This is a genomic window from Priestia sp. USM5 (assembly GCF_058323215.1).
Map to the genome: position 1 here is coordinate 4,183,136 of NZ_JBSGKN010000001.1, position 15,860 is coordinate 4,198,995.

Annotated in this window: 11 protein-coding genes, 1 tRNA gene and 3 rRNA genes; all 15 read right to left on the reverse strand. The window is 42.2% G+C overall.

Annotated elements, in window-relative coordinates; genetic code table 11:
* Positions 1-114: 114 nt before the first annotated feature.
* The 15 genes from ACWATA_RS22000 to ACWATA_RS22070 all read right to left on the reverse strand — a co-directional run bounded on the left by ACWATA_RS22000 (position 115) and on the right by ACWATA_RS22070 (position 15,831).
* Entirely contained in the window at positions 115-720 is a 606-nt protein-coding gene (locus tag ACWATA_RS22000) for a hypothetical protein (RefSeq protein WP_033580913.1), read from the reverse strand.
* 138 nt (positions 721-858) lie between these two features.
* Positions 859-935 (reverse strand) — tRNA-Met (locus ACWATA_RS22005).
* 11 nt (positions 936-946) lie between these two features.
* Positions 947-1,062: ribosomal RNA gene (gene rrf / locus ACWATA_RS22010) — 5S ribosomal RNA — on the reverse strand.
* Between the two features lie 62 nt (positions 1,063-1,124).
* Positions 1,125-4,060, reverse strand: a 23S ribosomal RNA gene (locus ACWATA_RS22015).
* A gap of 225 nt (positions 4,061-4,285) precedes the next feature.
* A 16S ribosomal RNA gene (locus tag ACWATA_RS22020) occupies positions 4,286-5,837 on the reverse strand.
* Together the 16S, 23S and 5S rRNA genes with 1 tRNA gene alongside form the textbook arrangement of a ribosomal RNA operon.
* Positions 5,838-6,211: 374 nt before the next feature.
* Positions 6,212-7,225 carry a C40 family peptidase gene (locus tag ACWATA_RS22025; protein ID WP_033580858.1) on the reverse strand — a complete coding sequence of 338 codons (1,014 nt, stop codon included), beginning with the start codon at positions 7,223-7,225 and terminating at the stop codon, positions 6,212-6,214.
* A gap of 32 nt (positions 7,226-7,257) precedes the next feature.
* A complete protein-coding gene (locus tag ACWATA_RS22030) occupies positions 7,258-8,331 on the reverse strand; it encodes a dipeptide epimerase (RefSeq protein WP_165636562.1) in 1,074 nt (357 codons plus the stop codon).
* 59 nt (positions 8,332-8,390) lie between these two features.
* The gene (locus ACWATA_RS22035) at positions 8,391-9,557 is read right to left on the reverse strand and encodes a DUF819 family protein (protein ID WP_367078855.1); all 1,167 of its coding nucleotides are present in this window, start codon (positions 9,555-9,557) and stop codon (positions 8,391-8,393) included.
* 93 nt (positions 9,558-9,650) lie between these two features.
* Positions 9,651-9,974 (reverse strand): DUF3870 domain-containing protein, encoded by a 324-nt coding sequence (locus ACWATA_RS22040; RefSeq protein WP_098112428.1) that lies wholly within the window; start codon positions 9,972-9,974, stop codon positions 9,651-9,653.
* A 223-nt stretch (positions 9,975-10,197) separates the two neighbouring features.
* On the reverse strand, positions 10,198-10,935 hold the full coding sequence (locus ACWATA_RS22045; protein ID WP_028412671.1) for a glycerophosphodiester phosphodiesterase: 738 nt from the start codon (positions 10,933-10,935) through the stop codon (positions 10,198-10,200).
* A gap of 86 nt (positions 10,936-11,021) precedes the next feature.
* Positions 11,022-12,362, reverse strand: coding sequence for an ABC transporter substrate-binding protein (locus ACWATA_RS22050; RefSeq protein ID WP_028412672.1), 1,341 nt, complete (start codon positions 12,360-12,362; stop codon positions 11,022-11,024).
* Positions 12,363-12,375: 13 nt separating this feature from the next.
* Entirely contained in the window at positions 12,376-13,188 is an 813-nt protein-coding gene (locus ACWATA_RS22055) for a carbohydrate ABC transporter permease (protein WP_165636560.1), read from the reverse strand.
* The gene (locus tag ACWATA_RS22060) at positions 13,185-14,120 is read right to left on the reverse strand and encodes a carbohydrate ABC transporter permease (RefSeq protein ID WP_028412674.1); all 936 of its coding nucleotides are present in this window, start codon (positions 14,118-14,120) and stop codon (positions 13,185-13,187) included. Before ACWATA_RS22060 ends, ACWATA_RS22055 begins: the two co-directional genes overlap by 4 nt.
* Positions 14,117-15,232, reverse strand: coding sequence for an ABC transporter ATP-binding protein (locus tag ACWATA_RS22065; RefSeq protein WP_028412675.1), 1,116 nt, complete (start codon positions 15,230-15,232; stop codon positions 14,117-14,119). Before ACWATA_RS22065 ends, ACWATA_RS22060 begins: the two co-directional genes overlap by 4 nt.
* Positions 15,233-15,252: 20 nt before the next feature.
* Positions 15,253-15,831, reverse strand: coding sequence for a glycerol-3-phosphate responsive antiterminator (locus ACWATA_RS22070; protein ID WP_028412676.1), 579 nt, complete (start codon positions 15,829-15,831; stop codon positions 15,253-15,255).
* Positions 15,832-15,860 lie beyond the last annotated feature (29 nt).

The window sequence follows — 15,860 nt, forward strand, 5'->3', positions numbered from 1 at the left end:
TTCACCATGACCATTAAAAAACACGAACTATCTATTTTTGATAGATAGTTCGTGTTCAACGTTAACTAAACTGCTTTTGTCCCAGCATCTTTATAGTAAAAGTAATCATCATTTTTAAGCTTTTTCGTTCTCTACATACTCCACTAGATGAAAGAAAAAGCGATATGTAAGAACAAGAGCTTCACCTATTGACATTTTTTCATCAAACTCTTTTATAGCATCTAACTCAATATTCACATCCCATAATCCATCTTTATCATTAAATAAAAGCTGGACGCTTGTTGGGCCGTCATTAAGCTCTTTAGCAAAAAATTGTTTTAGTACAGAACCGAATTTTTTTTGCATATGTAACCCCGTTAATACTTTATATGTGCCAAACACATCATCCACTTCAAAAGAACATCCATCAAGCTTAATAAATTCAAACCATTTTGATTCTACATATAGAAATTCACTTCTGTGTTCTTTTAAGTAAGAAAGAGGAGTATCTAAAAACGAAAGAGGAGATTCTTCTGCGATCAGCTCGTCCGTTTCTTTATCTACTCTTTCGATATAAGAATCTTTAAAACGTGAAGATGCCTCTTTTTCTTCTATCATCAGGTTTTGCGGCACCAACTCTTTTTGCAACGCATATTCCTTTTCTTCTTGATATAGAGATAAAGATTGACCTTGAACGTTCATTTCTTTTTCAATATAAGTTTGAATATTACTTTGTAACATAAAAAACCTCCTGATTAATCTGCATCACTATCTTATATCATAACCTAAACAAGTGTTTATAAATATAGCCAAACAAAAAATCCTTAGGCTATGCCTAAGGATAGTAATAATATATTCAAGTATGTATAAAAGATAATTTGGTTGCGGGGACAGGATTTGAACCTGCGACCTTCGGGTTATGAGCCCGACGAGCTACCGAACTGCTCCACCCCGCGATAATAAAAATGCCTGGCAACGTCCTACTCTCACAGGGACAAAGTCCCAACTACCATTGGCGCTAAAGAGCTTAACTTCCGTGTTCGGTATGGGAACGGGTGTGACCTCTTCGCTATCGCCACCAGACAAGAGATTGCTCTCTCAAAACTAGGTAACAGGTTGCTGAGTAAAGCTTACGCTTTTAAAGTTTGGTTAAGTCCTCGATCGATTAGTATCAGTCAGCTACACATGTCGCCACGCTTCCACCTCTGACCTATCAACCTGATCATCTTTCAGGGATCTTACTAGCTTGCGCTATGGGAAATCTCATCTTGAGGGGGGCTTCATGCTTAGATGCTTTCAGCACTTATCCCGTCCACACATAGCTACCCAGCGATGCCTTTGGCAAGACAACTGGTACACCAGCGGTGTGTCCATCCCGGTCCTCTCGTACTAAGGACAGCTCCTCTCAAATTTCCTACGCCCACGACGGATAGGGACCGAACTGTCTCACGACGTTCTGAACCCAGCTCGCGTACCGCTTTAATGGGCGAACAGCCCAACCCTTGGGACCGACTACAGCCCCAGGATGCGATGAGCCGACATCGAGGTGCCAAACCTCCCCGTCGATGTGGACTCTTGGGGGAGATAAGCCTGTTATCCCCGGGGTAGCTTTTATCCGTTGAGCGATGGCCCTTCCATGCGGAACCACCGGATCACTAAGCCCGACTTTCGTCCCTGCTCGACTTGTAGGTCTCGCAGTCAAGCTCCCTTGTGCCTTTACACTCTACGAATGATTTCCAACCATTCTGAGGGAACCTTTGGGCGCCTCCGTTACATTTTAGGAGGCGACCGCCCCAGTCAAACTGCCCACCTGACACTGTCTCCCGGCCCGATCAGGGCCGCGGGTTAGAATTTCAATACAGCCAGGGTAGTATCCCACCGACGCCTCCACCGAAGCTAGCGCTCCGGCTTCTCAGGCTCCTACCTATCCTGTACAAGCTGTACCAAAATTCAATATCAGGCTACAGTAAAGCTCCACGGGGTCTTTCCGTCCTGTCGCGGGTAACCTGCATCTTCACAGGTACTATAATTTCACCGAGTCTCTCGTTGAGACAGTGCCCAGATCGTTACGCCTTTCGTGCGGGTCGGAACTTACCCGACAAGGAATTTCGCTACCTTAGGACCGTTATAGTTACGGCCGCCGTTTACTGGGGCTTCGATTCAGAGCTTCTCCCAAAGGATAACCCCTCCTCTTAACCTTCCAGCACCGGGCAGGCGTCAGCCCCTATACTTCGCCTTGCGGCTTCGCAGAGACCTGTGTTTTTGCTAAACAGTCGCCTGGGCCTATTCACTGCGGCTCTCTCGGGCTATACACCCTACCAGAGCACCCCTTCTCCCGAAGTTACGGGGTCATTTTGCCGAGTTCCTTAACGAGAGTTCTCTCGATCACCTTAGGATTCTCTCCTCGCCTACCTGTGTCGGTTTGCGGTACGGGCACCTCCCGCCTCGCTAGAGGCTTTTCTTGGCAGTGTGGAATCAGGAACTTCGGTACTATAGTTCCCTCGTCATCACAGCTTAGCCTTTATGATGAGCGGATTTGCCTACTCATCAGCCTAACTGCTTGAACGCGCATATCCAGCAGCGCGCTTACCCTATCCTACTGCGTCCCCCCATTACTCAAACGGCGGGGAGGTGGTACAGGAATATCAACCTGTTGGCCATCGCCTACGCTTTTCAGCCTCGGCTTAGGTCCCGACTAACCCTGAGCGGACGAGCCTTCCTCAGGAAACCTTAGGCATTCGGTGGACAAGATTCTCACTTGTCTTTCGCTACTCATACCGGCATTCTCACTTCTAAGCGCTCCACCAGTCCTTACGGTCTGACTTCGCTGCACTTAGAACGCTCTCCTACCACTGACATCAAAGATGTCAATCCACAGCTTCGGTGATACGTTTAGCCCCGGTACATTTTCGGCGCAGAGTCACTCGACCAGTGAGCTATTACGCACTCTTTAAATGGTGGCTGCTTCTAAGCCAACATCCTGGTTGTCTAAGCAACTCCACATCCTTTTCCACTTAACGTATACTTGGGGACCTTAGCTGGTGGTCTGGGCTGTTTCCCTTTTGACTACGGATCTTATCACTCGCAGTCTGACTCCCATGGATAAGTCTTTGGCATTCGGAGTTTGACTGAATTCGGTAACCCGTTGGGGGCCCCTAGTCCAATCAGTGCTCTACCTCCAAGACTCTCACAACATGAGGCTAGCCCTAAAGCTATTTCGGAGAGAACCAGCTATCTCCAGGTTCGATTGGAATTTCTCCGCTACCCACACCTCATCCCCGCACTTTTCAACGTGCGTGGGTTCGGGCCTCCATTCAGTGTTACCTGAACTTCACCCTGGACATGGGTAGATCACCTGGTTTCGGGTCTACAACCACATACTAAACGCCCTATTCAGACTCGCTTTCGCTACGGCTCCGCCTTATCAGCTTAACCTTGCATGGGATCGTAACTCGCCGGTTCATTCTACAAAAGGCACGCCATCACCCGTTAACGGGCTCTGACTACTTGTAGGCACACGGTTTCAGGATCTCTTTCACTCCCCTTCCGGGGTGCTTTTCACCTTTCCCTCACGGTACTGGTTCACTATCGGTCACTAGGTAGTATTTAGCCTTGGGAGATGGTCCTCCCAGCTTCCGACGGAATTTCACGTGTTCCGCCGTACTCAGGATCCACTCAAGAGGGAACGAAGTTTCAACTACAGGGTTGTTACCTTCTTCGACGGACCTTTCCAGGTCGCTTCATTTACTTCGTTCCTTTGTAACTCCGTATAGAGTGTCCTACAACCCCAAGAGGCAAGCCTCTTGGTTTGGGCTAATTCCGTTTCGCTCGCCGCTACTCAGGAAATCGCATTTGCTTTCTCTTCCTCCGGGTACTTAGATGTTTCAGTTCCCCGGGTCTGCCTTCAATATCCTATGTATTCAGATAAAGATACTGTTCCATTACGAACAGTGGGTTTCCCCATTCGGAAATCTCCGGATCAAAGCTCACTTACAGCTCCCCGAAGCATATCGGTGTTAGTCCCGTCCTTCATCGGCTCCTAGTGCCAAGGCATTCACCGTGCGCCCTTTCTAACTTAACCATTAGCGAATAAATGGTACAACATAAAGTTGTGTTATTTATTGGTTTGATTAAAGAAAAGTTTCACTTTTCCTCAGCAATTACTGTTATCTAGTTTTCAAAGAACAATCGCAACCAAAATTCTTCTTATCTAATAAGAAGAAAGTAGTGTGCTTTCTATAATTGAGAGATTGAACTCTCAAAACTGAACAAAGTGTCAAAACGTACGTCATGTAAAAATCCTTAGAAAGGAGGTGATCCAGCCGCACCTTCCGATACGGCTACCTTGTTACGACTTCACCCCAATCATCTGTCCCACCTTAGGCGGCTAGCTCCTTACGGTTACTCCACCGACTTCGGGTGTTACAAACTCTCGTGGTGTGACGGGCGGTGTGTACAAGGCCCGGGAACGTATTCACCGCGGCATGCTGATCCGCGATTACTAGCGATTCCAGCTTCATGTAGGCGAGTTGCAGCCTACAATCCGAACTGAGAATGGTTTTATGGGATTGGCTTGACCTCGCGGTCTTGCAGCCCTTTGTACCATCCATTGTAGCACGTGTGTAGCCCAGGTCATAAGGGGCATGATGATTTGACGTCATCCCCACCTTCCTCCGGTTTGTCACCGGCAGTCACCTTAGAGTGCCCAACTAAATGCTGGCAACTAAGATCAAGGGTTGCGCTCGTTGCGGGACTTAACCCAACATCTCACGACACGAGCTGACGACAACCATGCACCACCTGTCACTCTGTCCCCCGAAGGGGAACGCTCTATCTCTAGAGTTGTCAGAGGATGTCAAGACCTGGTAAGGTTCTTCGCGTTGCTTCGAATTAAACCACATGCTCCACCGCTTGTGCGGGCCCCCGTCAATTCCTTTGAGTTTCAGTCTTGCGACCGTACTCCCCAGGCGGAGTGCTTAATGCGTTAGCTGCAGCACTAAAGGGCGGAAACCCTCTAACACTTAGCACTCATCGTTTACGGCGTGGACTACCAGGGTATCTAATCCTGTTTGCTCCCCACGCTTTCGCGCCTCAGCGTCAGTTACAGACCAAAAAGCCGCCTTCGCCACTGGTGTTCCTCCACATCTCTACGCATTTCACCGCTACACGTGGAATTCCGCTTTTCTCTTCTGCACTCAAGTTCCCCAGTTTCCAATGACCCTCCACGGTTGAGCCGTGGGCTTTCACATCAGACTTAAGAAACCGCCTGCGCGCGCTTTACGCCCAATAATTCCGGATAACGCTTGCCACCTACGTATTACCGCGGCTGCTGGCACGTAGTTAGCCGTGGCTTTCTGGTTAGGTACCGTCAAGGTACGAGCAGTTACTCTCGTACTTGTTCTTCCCTAACAACAGAGTTTTACGACCCGAAAGCCTTCATCACTCACGCGGCGTTGCTCCGTCAGACTTTCGTCCATTGCGGAAGATTCCCTACTGCTGCCTCCCGTAGGAGTCTGGGCCGTGTCTCAGTCCCAGTGTGGCCGATCACCCTCTCAGGTCGGCTATGCATCGTTGCCTTGGTGAGCCGTTACCTCACCAACTAGCTAATGCACCGCGGGCCCATCTGTAAGTGATAGCCGAAACCATCTTTCAATCATCTCCCATGAAGGAGAAGATCCTATCCGGTATTAGCTTCGGTTTCCCGAAGTTATCCCAGTCTTACAGGCAGGTTGCCCACGTGTTACTCACCCGTCCGCCGCTAACGTCATAGAAGCAAGCTTCTAATCAGTTCGCTCGACTTGCATGTATTAGGCACGCCGCCAGCGTTCATCCTGAGCCAGGATCAAACTCTCCGAAGAAATGTTTGACTTGCTCATTTAAAAAATAAAAATTAACGTTGACGTTTGTCGCTTTGTTCAGTTTTCAAAGTTCAACCGCCGCTCTTAAGCGACTTTATTATTTTATCAAGTTACCGACGTAATGTCAACAACTTTTTAAAATTCTTTTTTCAGCTTCGTTGTTACTGTTATGTCTCAACGACGCTTTATAATAATATAACGCCCTGCACATAAAGTCAATATGTTTCGAGAAGAAAAATGTTTTTTTTCTTACTTTACCTCTTCCCCTACTGAGAAGTAGTTAAACGTAAATAATCTAAATTTTCTAATTTTTATTTATACCTATATTAAAAAAGAAGCCCTTCACAAAAAGAGCTTCTTTCTTATCTTACTAATTAAGGTAAATAACGACGTGCACCTGCATACTCTTCAATATACCCCTTCGTGTTTAAAGGAATAATCTCTACTGTCCGCTCGGAGTTCGGCGAATGAATCATCATACCATCTCCCGCATACATTGCTACATGGTGGACGCTTCCTTTCCCTTGGTTATAGGCAAAGAATAATAAGTCTCCGGGTTGAAGATTGTTCATCTCTACTGGTTTCCCTGCTCTAGACTGTGGGCCTGAGTCACGTGGAATTGTAATACCATGGGACTGGTACATCGTAAACGTAAATCCAGAGCAGTCAAATCCAAAACCACTCATGCCAGCCCATAAATATGGAAGATTTAAAAATGCCTTTCCGCTTTCAACAAGCTCCGTGCCAGTTGGTACAGGAATATCTTTTTGAGAAGCGTAGATTTTTCCTGCTTTTGCAGAAACCCATGCTGTCTTTCCATTTGGTTTTAATACTTTATATGCACTCTTTGATTTTACCAAAAGAGGTAAGCGCGTATTATAGCTAACTTCAATACCTTTCTTTTTCAAAGAAGGCGAATGATATAAATAAGTAGTCGGAGCCGTCACCATTACAAAAGGCTTCTTTGCATACTGTTCGTACCTTTTGCTATAGGTTAATTGTTTAGTAGGCATCCACCCGGGATATCCTAATTCATTTCGAGAAGTAGGCTGTCCGTCTACAGCTACTTTGACCCAATCTCCTTGTCTCTCTAAAACCGTTACTTTGTTTCCATATAACGCTTGTGTCTCAAGCATCCCGTCACTAGATAACTGCTGCTTCTGTTTCAAATTCATCGATGTGGTCCACTTCTTCATATCTACAGGATTAGTAGCTGACGGAGCGTCCACTTCACGCAAGATGTTTGGTGCTGTCCAAAGAGTAGCTGCTGCGACATCTATATAAGCAGTTTCTTTTTCTTCAGAAGCATGAACAGAAGGAACTGCACTGACTCCAAATGTAGCTAAAATAACTGTTGTTACCGTCAAAAGCCAACGTTTTATATTCATCGTCTCTCTCCTTCTACTATATTACTATCTTTTTATTTTGAGATAGGAACGGTGATTTCTCCTATTCCAGGAAGATCTGATAAGAAAACCTCTTGACCGCTGTACTTTAACACATCCAGTTCAGTTGAAAGCCAAAGAGGAGCATCTAAGTCAAAATACGTGATATTGGGATGAGCGGCTGCCAGATGAGCAGCTGCTCCCACGGAAAATGATGGTTCCATCATGCTTCCAATCATACACGCAACACCGTTCGCCTCAGCAATACTCGCGATTTTTCTTGCTTCATTAATGCCTCCGCACTTCATTAGCTTAATATTTAAAAGATCCACGTACCGCCCGCTTACAAGCTTTAATGCATCTTTCGCAGAAAATAGACTCTCGTCTGCCATAATGGGTACGTTTACTCGTTCAGTCACAAACTTTAACCCTTCCCAATCATGAGCAGCGACAGGCTGTTCTACCAGTTCAATACCGAAATTGAGAGCTTCCATTTCATTAATTAATTGCACTGCTTGTTTTGGAGTCCATCCTTGATTTGCATCCAACCGAAGTTTTACATGATCCGGAATGACAGATCGAATATGTTTAATACGCTCAAGGTCTAGCTCAGGAATTGAACCTACCTTCACTTTTAAAATGTCAAATCCGTCCGCTGCACTTTTGTGTGCGTCTTCAGCCATTTTTTCAGGTGTATCAACACTTATCGTCATACACGTAGAGATAGGCTGCTTATCGCCCAAGAAAGCATATAAAGGAATGTTGAGAAACTTTGTATAAGCATCATGCAAAGCGATATCAGCAGCCGCTTTAGCACTTGAATTGTGAATACAGCAGCTTTGAATTTTTTTTAAGAGTTTTTGAAACTGACGTATATCCTCCCCTATTAGCGCTAGTTTAATAGGTCCTTGAAGTGCAGCTTGAATGCCTTCTAAAGAATCGCCTGTAATAACATATGTTGGCGAAGCCGCTCCTTTTCCTTTTATTCCGTTTTCTAACTGAATCTCTACACTTATGCTGTCTATCTCTGTTGCTGTTCGAAGCGCTGTTTTAAACGGAACGAGCAGTGGAACGGTTTGATGCTTTACAGTTATGTCTTTAATTATCATTTCAATCGCTTCCTTTCGATTCAGCACACATATTCTTTTATACCTATTTTGGTTTATTCTTAGATCGCCCCTAAAATTTTGGCGATCATCATACCAAAATAAGTACCTAAGAAGGAACCCATCAGAGCCATAATGACTCCTACCGGAATCAGTGCACGGTTATAAGCAGCTGCAAGCATTGGAGCAGACGCCATTCCGCCAATATTAGCTAAACTGGCTACCCCGAGCGTAAATAAATCATATTTAAATAGTTTAGCTAGCAACAGCATGATCACTAAGTGGACGAACATAATGAGAAAACCAGATACTAAGTAAATAGGAGCCTGAACTAAATTTGAAAAATCTGATTGAGAAGCAATTAACGCTACAACGATGTATAACATAACGTTTGATACATCGAGCGTACCTGGAATTTTTGCCGCTGGAGTTACAGCAAGCACTAAACCAACGACAGAAGCAATCATAATCGTCCAGCTCGTTGCATTAATAACGGCTCCCACTTCAGGCAAACGCCCTCCGATAAATGTAGACAATGCCGAAACGAACAAACCTAGCCCAAGCAAATAAAGAAGATGCTGAAACTGAGGACCTTCTTTTTCGCTTTCAGATGTTGCTGCGACTTCATCTATACTATTCTCAATAAAGCTGACGTCTGCTTTTGTCCATTTATTAAATTTAGATGCAAATGGTACAAGCCAAAACATAAACATAACCCATACGGCATAGTTAATCGTATCCATCATAAGAGCGTAGCCAAATATATTTTCTGGAACATCCAAAATCCCTTGAAGGGCAACCATGTTAGCTGACCCACCGGTCCAACTTCCTGATAAAGCACCAAAAGCTTTCCACGTATTCTCTACATAGAAATTCTTAAAGATGGCATAGACGAGGATAAAGCCTATCATTATACTAAAAACCGCAACGATGAATCCTCCCAGCATTCTTGGACCAAGTTTAATTACACTTCGAACATCACACTTTAACAGCATAAGCATCAGCATAGCAGGAAGAAGTGCATTTTTAACGCCTGCATACATGGCGGCATTTGACTCGCTATCCCCAAATAATCCTGCCGTTTGCATAAGAGCCGCTCCTATATAAATAAGTACAATACCTGGAATAAACTTAAAAAATCCATTGGCTTTAAATCGTTTTTCAATCCCTACCATGAGCGCAGCAAAGGCAGTTAACACACTCACATACATAAATCCATCTTGAATCATTTATTCTTCCCCCTTCATCTCCCCGAAAATGTTTTTATGCAAAACAAAATCCAGCCCAACGTTTGAAAACGTCAGGCTGGATTTCGTCTAGGTCTATGTAGACAAAGCAGCTGTTATTTGCTGATATTTTTTCTGTGCATCATGCAACGCTACCACCAGCGCTTTTTGGGAAGACCCGAAGTAGCGGCTGTTAATGTCGTCTATAAGGGTGGGATCACTTATATGACGTCCAATAAAAATCGATTGAACAAATCGAACGGTTAACTCAATCGTCGCTGAGCATTCCACATCAATAATTTTTCCATTTGTTTTATCAACTACCAATCCTAAAAAATACTGATTGAACTTTTTAGTAATCGGATTGCTTTGAGGAGCTTTGGCATCTCCAATAATATAGATAGTATCTTGATCATACATGATTTTTTATTCCTCCTAAAAGAGATAACAGACGATGCTAGGGACCGGCAAATGAACGTTTGCGGAGCTACGCAACATGTATTCGCTTTCATAAGGAACATTATAATCTATTCTCAATATATCATCTATAAAACAATTTCACAATATAAATTTTATACTATTCAGAATAAAATAATATTTACCCTATAAAAAAGGCCGTACGAATACATACGGCCTTTCTGCGTCATCCTTTGAACATTGTAGAGGAAAAACGGTTAGGGTAATCTGTCATCACTACTTTTACTGAAGCCTGCTGGAGCTTCAAAAAGTCATTCAGTTCATTAATTGTATATACTCGTAAGTCTAATCCTTCTTGCTTTGCTTTTTTCCCGTACGAAGAAAGAGCAAACGACATATCACAGTGCAGGTGCGCACCTATCGATTTTGCTTTTCCAATCGCATCTTCACTCACCCCTTCAAATAAAAATCCTGTTGGGATATATGAATGGAGAGATCTCACTTTAGCCAAGCTATCATAGTTAAAAGATGACAAAATAACTTGATCTTCTAAATCAAACTCATCGATTAGACGAAGAACTTTTTCCTCAAGTTTTGGATAGTAAATTTGGTCATTTTTTAATTCAATGTTCACGGTCATTTCTGTCTTTTTGTCCATCATCCACTCAAACACTTCTATTAACGTGGGAATTGATTGTTTAGAAAAACGAGAATCATACCAGCTTCCAGCATCGAATAACCGCAGCTGTTTATATGAAAATTCTTGAACATATCCCATTCCATTCGTCGTTCTGTCAATTCGTTCATCGTGAATCACTACTATTTCTCCGTCTTTGGTTAGTTGTACATCCAATTCAATACCTGAAACTCGCATTTTTCTAGCTTCTTCAAATGCAATCATTGTATTTTCAGGATATCGTCCGCTAAAGCCGCGATGCGCATAAAGATCAATTGAATTATTCATTGTCCTCTATCTCCCCTAACTAGTCATTCACTAAACAAAAAGCTCGTCTTCAAAATAACTTGAAAGACGAGCTTCGTAATCATACGTTATTTTTGATTGGCTACTTCTAATGCTCTATTCGTTTCTTTTGCTGCTTGATCAAGTGCTTGTTTCGGCTTTACTCCCTGGTACAGGCTTTCCATTCCTGTTACTACCTTTTGGCGTGATTCCGGAAACACCGAAATTAAAGCGCCTTGTGTTGCCGGAGTTGATTTAGTTTTATGAAGCTGATCAACCGTCACTTTTAGTTGAGGATATTTTTTCCATTCTTTCTTTACGATTTCTTGATCATATGCTTTAGGATTAACCGCAAAATAGCCACTTTCCACGTGCCATTTTGCCTGAACTTCTGGTGTTGCTAAATATTTCATGAAGTCCCACGCCGCTTTAGATGTTTCATCACTAATTCCTTTAGACATCCATAAAGATGCTCCCCCGATAGCTACTCCTTGGCGATCCTCTTCTTTTGGCACAGGAAGATCTGATACACCCACATCAAATGGAGCATTGTCTACTAATGTTTTAATACCTGCTGATGAATCTAAAAACATTGCAATTTTTTTAGATTGAAATGCTGCGCGCATATCGTCCCAGTTTTGCCCTACATTGTAGAAGGTACCTTCTTTGTACATGTCATTGATTAAATTAAATGCGTTTTGTCCTTCTTTTCCATTAAATACTGCCTTCTCGGCATCCCCTTTACGACCGTTTTCGTGATCTACATACAAACCGCCTTGAGAAGCAACTAGCTCTTCAAAGAACCATCCGTAATTTAGAATTGAAAAACCGTATTGTGATGTTTTATTTCCTTGTTTCTCTGTTAGTTTCTTTGCAGCTGCCTTTAATTCATCATACGTTTTTGGTGGATTTTCAGGATCTAACCCTGCTTTTTTAAAGGCATCTTTGTTGTAAACTAACACAGGTGTTGAAGAGTTAAACGGCATTGAATATTGCTTTCCATCTACTTGGTAATAGCTTGAAATATTTTTCTCCCACTGTGAAGTATCGTAGTGGTCTTCATCAATAAATTTTTGAACAGGCTGAACCTTACCACTGTCTATCATGAATTTCGTTCCTACTTCGAACGTTTGCATGATAGCAGGTGCATCTTTAGTTCCTGCTACCGTATTAAATTTTGTTTGTGCTTCCTCATACGTTCCTTGGAAAACGGGCTTTACTTCAACTTTATCCTGAGATTTATTGTACTCATCGACTATTTTATTGAGTGATTTTTCAAGGTCACCGCTCATGGCGTGCCAAAAAACGACTTCTGTTTTACCTGATGCTGTTTTTTTAGTTTCTTGCGCTTCCGAAGAACCAGTTGAGTTTGAGCAAGCGCCTAGAATGACTAGCAAGCATGCCGTTACGATAGCCAATATCTTTTTCATCACATTCACTCTCCTATTTAATTGCACCTTGTGTTAATCCTTTTTGAAGACGTTTTTGACCTAGGAATAATAGTAATAATGTCGGTATAATAACAACTACGACAGCGGCCATAACCACTCCCCAATCAGTTGAAATCTCCTGCGTTTGCATTTGTTTTAAACCAATCTGAACGGTACGAACATCCTCTGTATTTGTAACTAACAGTGGCCATAAATACATATTCCATGTTGTTAAAAAGCTATATACGCCAAGCGTAACTAGACTTGTTTTAGAAACAGGAAGCACAACATTCCAAAAGAAACGAAAGCGGCTGATCCCTGCGACTTGAGAAGCTTCATACAGCTCGCCCGGAATGGTTTTAAACTGTTGACGCAATAAAAATGTTCCAAATGCTAAGGCGAAAAAAGGAATTGTTAATCCCAAATAGTTATTAATCCAGCCTAGCTTTTGTGCTGTTAAAAAGTTAGGAACCATCGTTGCTTCCCATGGAATCATCATCGTAGAAATAAAGAGAAAGAAAATAGCATCTCTTCCTTTAAATTTAATAAATACAAATGCAAAAGCAGCCAAACTTGAAACTAACAGCTGCCCGGCCATGACAAAAATAGATACAGCAAGACTATTAATTAAATAATGAAGCAGCGGAACTTTTTCAAAAGCATCCCGATAGTTTTCAAATGAAAAAGATGATGGCCAAATCTTCCCTTCCAACACTTCCGCTCCACTCATAAAACTAATGGAAAAAGCGTATAGAATAGGAAACATCAATACTAAAGTAGCTGCAATGAGTAACAAATAAGTTGTCCATTTTCTCGTGATGCTCATTGATAATGTACCTTCCTTTCTCCAAGCTTAAATTGAAGAGCCGTAACCAGTAGAATACAGAAAAACAAAATTGTAGCTTGAGCACTTGCAGAGCCAACATTATAGTTTACAAATGCATCTTTGTAGATTGAATAAACAATGACATTTGTGGAATCTGTAGGCCCGCCTTTTGTTAAAATGTCAATTTGTCCAAACGTTTGAAACGCGTTAATAAACGAAACGGTGATAATAAAAAACAGCGTTGGCGAAAGCATAGGAAGCGTAATTTTACGGAGCTGATACCAATAGCTAACTCCAGCAATACGCGCGTTTTCATACAGCTTTTCATCAATATTTTGTAACCCGCCAAGTAAAATTAAAAAGGTAAACCCAATGTTCATCCAAATCGTAGAGATGGACACAGCAATCAGCGCATACTTAGGATCTAATAACCACTGCACATCATGAATGCCTACAAGATTTAATACTTTATTAATAACACCGATTGTCGGGTTATACATAAACATCCAAATTACAGAAGAAGCCGCTACGCTCATTCCCATCGTAGATGAAAACATTGTTCTGAAAAAACCAATTCCTTTTAGCTTTTCATTTGCGATTAGCGCTAGGAATAATGCAATAATTAAGCCAATAGGCACCGTGTATAGTACAAATAAAAAAGTGGCTTTCATACTTTGTAAAAAGTTTGGATCTGTAAATAGATAAAAGAAATTTTGTAATCCTACAAATTTCAAGGGATTTCCCTGTGTGTCTGTAATAAAAAGACTTAAATATAAGGTCTTAATCATTGGGTAGAAAAGAAATACACCAAATAACAATAATGATGGCAGCAAGTAAGATAATCCTACCAATAGGTTAGGCATTGACTTCTTTTCTTGTGGATTTGATGAAACAGAAACAGGCGAGTTTGCTGTTTTGGTAACAGCACTCATACAAATGCCCCCTTTACAGTTAAATCTTCCGTGGATGGTTCATAGTGCAAGCATGAACCTGTATCACTATCAAATAAAAACAGGTGTTTTGGATCGATAAAAATAGGGACGCGCTCTCCCACTTTTATATTCCATTGACCGTTCCACTTAGCCATCCACTGTTTGTCTCCCATTTGAAATGTAAGCAGTGTTTCCGTTCCTAGAATTTCGACATTATCTACCTCTACGATAAAGCTGGTGTTGTCGTTTGTCGCAAGCTGAACGTGCTCAGGTCTTACTCCAACCACAACTTCCTTTTTACCGCTAAGGTTGTTGTATGATGCACTCATAGAAATAGCTCTTCTATCTTCAAAAACGAGTAAGTTATTTTCTATAGAAACGTTTGATAAGTTCATAGGGGGCGAACCTATAAACGACGCTACGAACGTGTTTGCCGGTGCATTGTAAATATCGAGCGGACGCCCAACCTGCTGAATATTACCTCCATTTAAAATCATCATTCGATCCGCCATCGTCATCGCTTCCGTTTGATCATGCGTGACATAAATCATCGTAATACCTAACTTACGCTGAATCTGGCGAATTTCTGATCTCATCTTTGCTCGCAGCTTCGCATCCAAGTTGGATAACGGCTCATCCATCAGGCAAATAGGTGAATGAGTAACTATAGCACGTGCGAGTGCTACACGCTGACGCTGTCCTCCCGAAAGCTGTCTAGGCTTTCGTTTTAAATATTCACTTAAACCAAGCATTTCTGCTGCTTCCCTGCAGCGCTTGTGCTGTTCTTGCTTTGAAATCTTCTTTGTATGCAGACCAAAAAGAATATTTTGTTCTACTGTCAAATGCGGATATAAAGCATAGTTTTGAAACACCATGGACAAATCGCGCTGACTTGGAAGCAGTTTATTTGCTTTTACATCCCCGATTAGCAACTCTCCCTGTGTGACTTCTTCTAATCCGGCAATCATTCGCAGCATTGTACTTTTCCCGCACCCTGAAGGACCTACTAATACGAAGAATTCTCCAGGTTCAATTGTGACATTAATATCTTGAATGACATTTGTTTTTTGATCGTATGACTTTCCAACGTTAACTAACTCTACTTTTTTCATTAAAAACGCTCCTTTCTCGCTCATTCATATTTTTTCCACAGCCATGATTTTCCTGTAGAAACTGCCGTAGCCCCTGCTTTTAAAGCAGCTTGGATATGGCTTTCATTTTGAATGAGTCCACCTGTAATAATAGGGATACTTGTTTTTTTAACGATTTTCTCTATCATCTCCGGAATCAATCCTGGCATTAGTTCTAATGCATCCGGTTTAATATCTTGAACGGTTTTTAACCCTTGTGCTACTGCGTCTGTATCCACTAAAAACAGCCGCTGAATAGCAACCAGCCCTTCCTGTTTTGCGTAATTAATGAGTGAACTTTTAGTGGTTACGATACCTGTGGGCTTTACAAACTTAGCGAGAAATTTAAGCCCTTCCCGGTCATAGCTAATTCCCGGAATTTTTTCAATGTGTAAGAAAACCGTTCGATTATGCTGTTTGAGTAAATCTACATAGCGTTTAATTACACTGATGTTTCCCGTTAATAAAAAGGCGGCCTGGATCTCTGTTTCTAAAAATTGCTCTAAATTTTTCGGACTTTTAATGGATGCAATTAAACGATCTTGTCCAAGCTGTTGTAAGAAATCTGCTTCCTTATTCAAAACGATTCCTTCCTTTCATTTATAAAAAA

What these genes read in the sequence shown, in the direction of transcription:
- ACWATA_RS22000 (WP_033580913.1), bottom strand. Translation starts at nt 720, where the DNA reads ATGTTACAAAGTAATATTCAAACTTATATTGAAAAAGAAATGAACGTT.
- ACWATA_RS22025 (WP_033580858.1), bottom strand. Translation starts at nt 7,225, where the DNA reads ATGAATATAAAACGTTGGCTTTTGACGGTAACAACAGTTATTTTAGCT.
- ACWATA_RS22030 (WP_165636562.1), bottom strand. Translation starts at nt 8,331, where the DNA reads ATGATAATTAAAGACATAACTGTAAAGCATCAAACCGTTCCACTGCTC.
- ACWATA_RS22035 (WP_367078855.1), bottom strand. Translation starts at nt 9,557, where the DNA reads ATGATTCAAGATGGATTTATGTATGTGAGTGTGTTAACTGCCTTTGCT.
- ACWATA_RS22040 (WP_098112428.1), bottom strand. Translation starts at nt 9,974, where the DNA reads ATGTATGATCAAGATACTATCTATATTATTGGAGATGCCAAAGCTCCT.
- ACWATA_RS22045 (WP_028412671.1), bottom strand. Translation starts at nt 10,935, where the DNA reads ATGAATAATTCAATTGATCTTTATGCGCATCGCGGCTTTAGCGGACGA.
- ACWATA_RS22050 (WP_028412672.1), bottom strand. Translation starts at nt 12,362, where the DNA reads ATGAAAAAGATATTGGCTATCGTAACGGCATGCTTGCTAGTCATTCTA.
- ACWATA_RS22055 (WP_165636560.1), bottom strand. Translation starts at nt 13,188, where the DNA reads ATGAGCATCACGAGAAAATGGACAACTTATTTGTTACTCATTGCAGCT.
- ACWATA_RS22060 (WP_028412674.1), bottom strand. Translation starts at nt 14,120, where the DNA reads ATGAGTGCTGTTACCAAAACAGCAAACTCGCCTGTTTCTGTTTCATCA.
- ACWATA_RS22065 (WP_028412675.1), bottom strand. Translation starts at nt 15,232, where the DNA reads ATGAAAAAAGTAGAGTTAGTTAACGTTGGAAAGTCATACGATCAAAAA.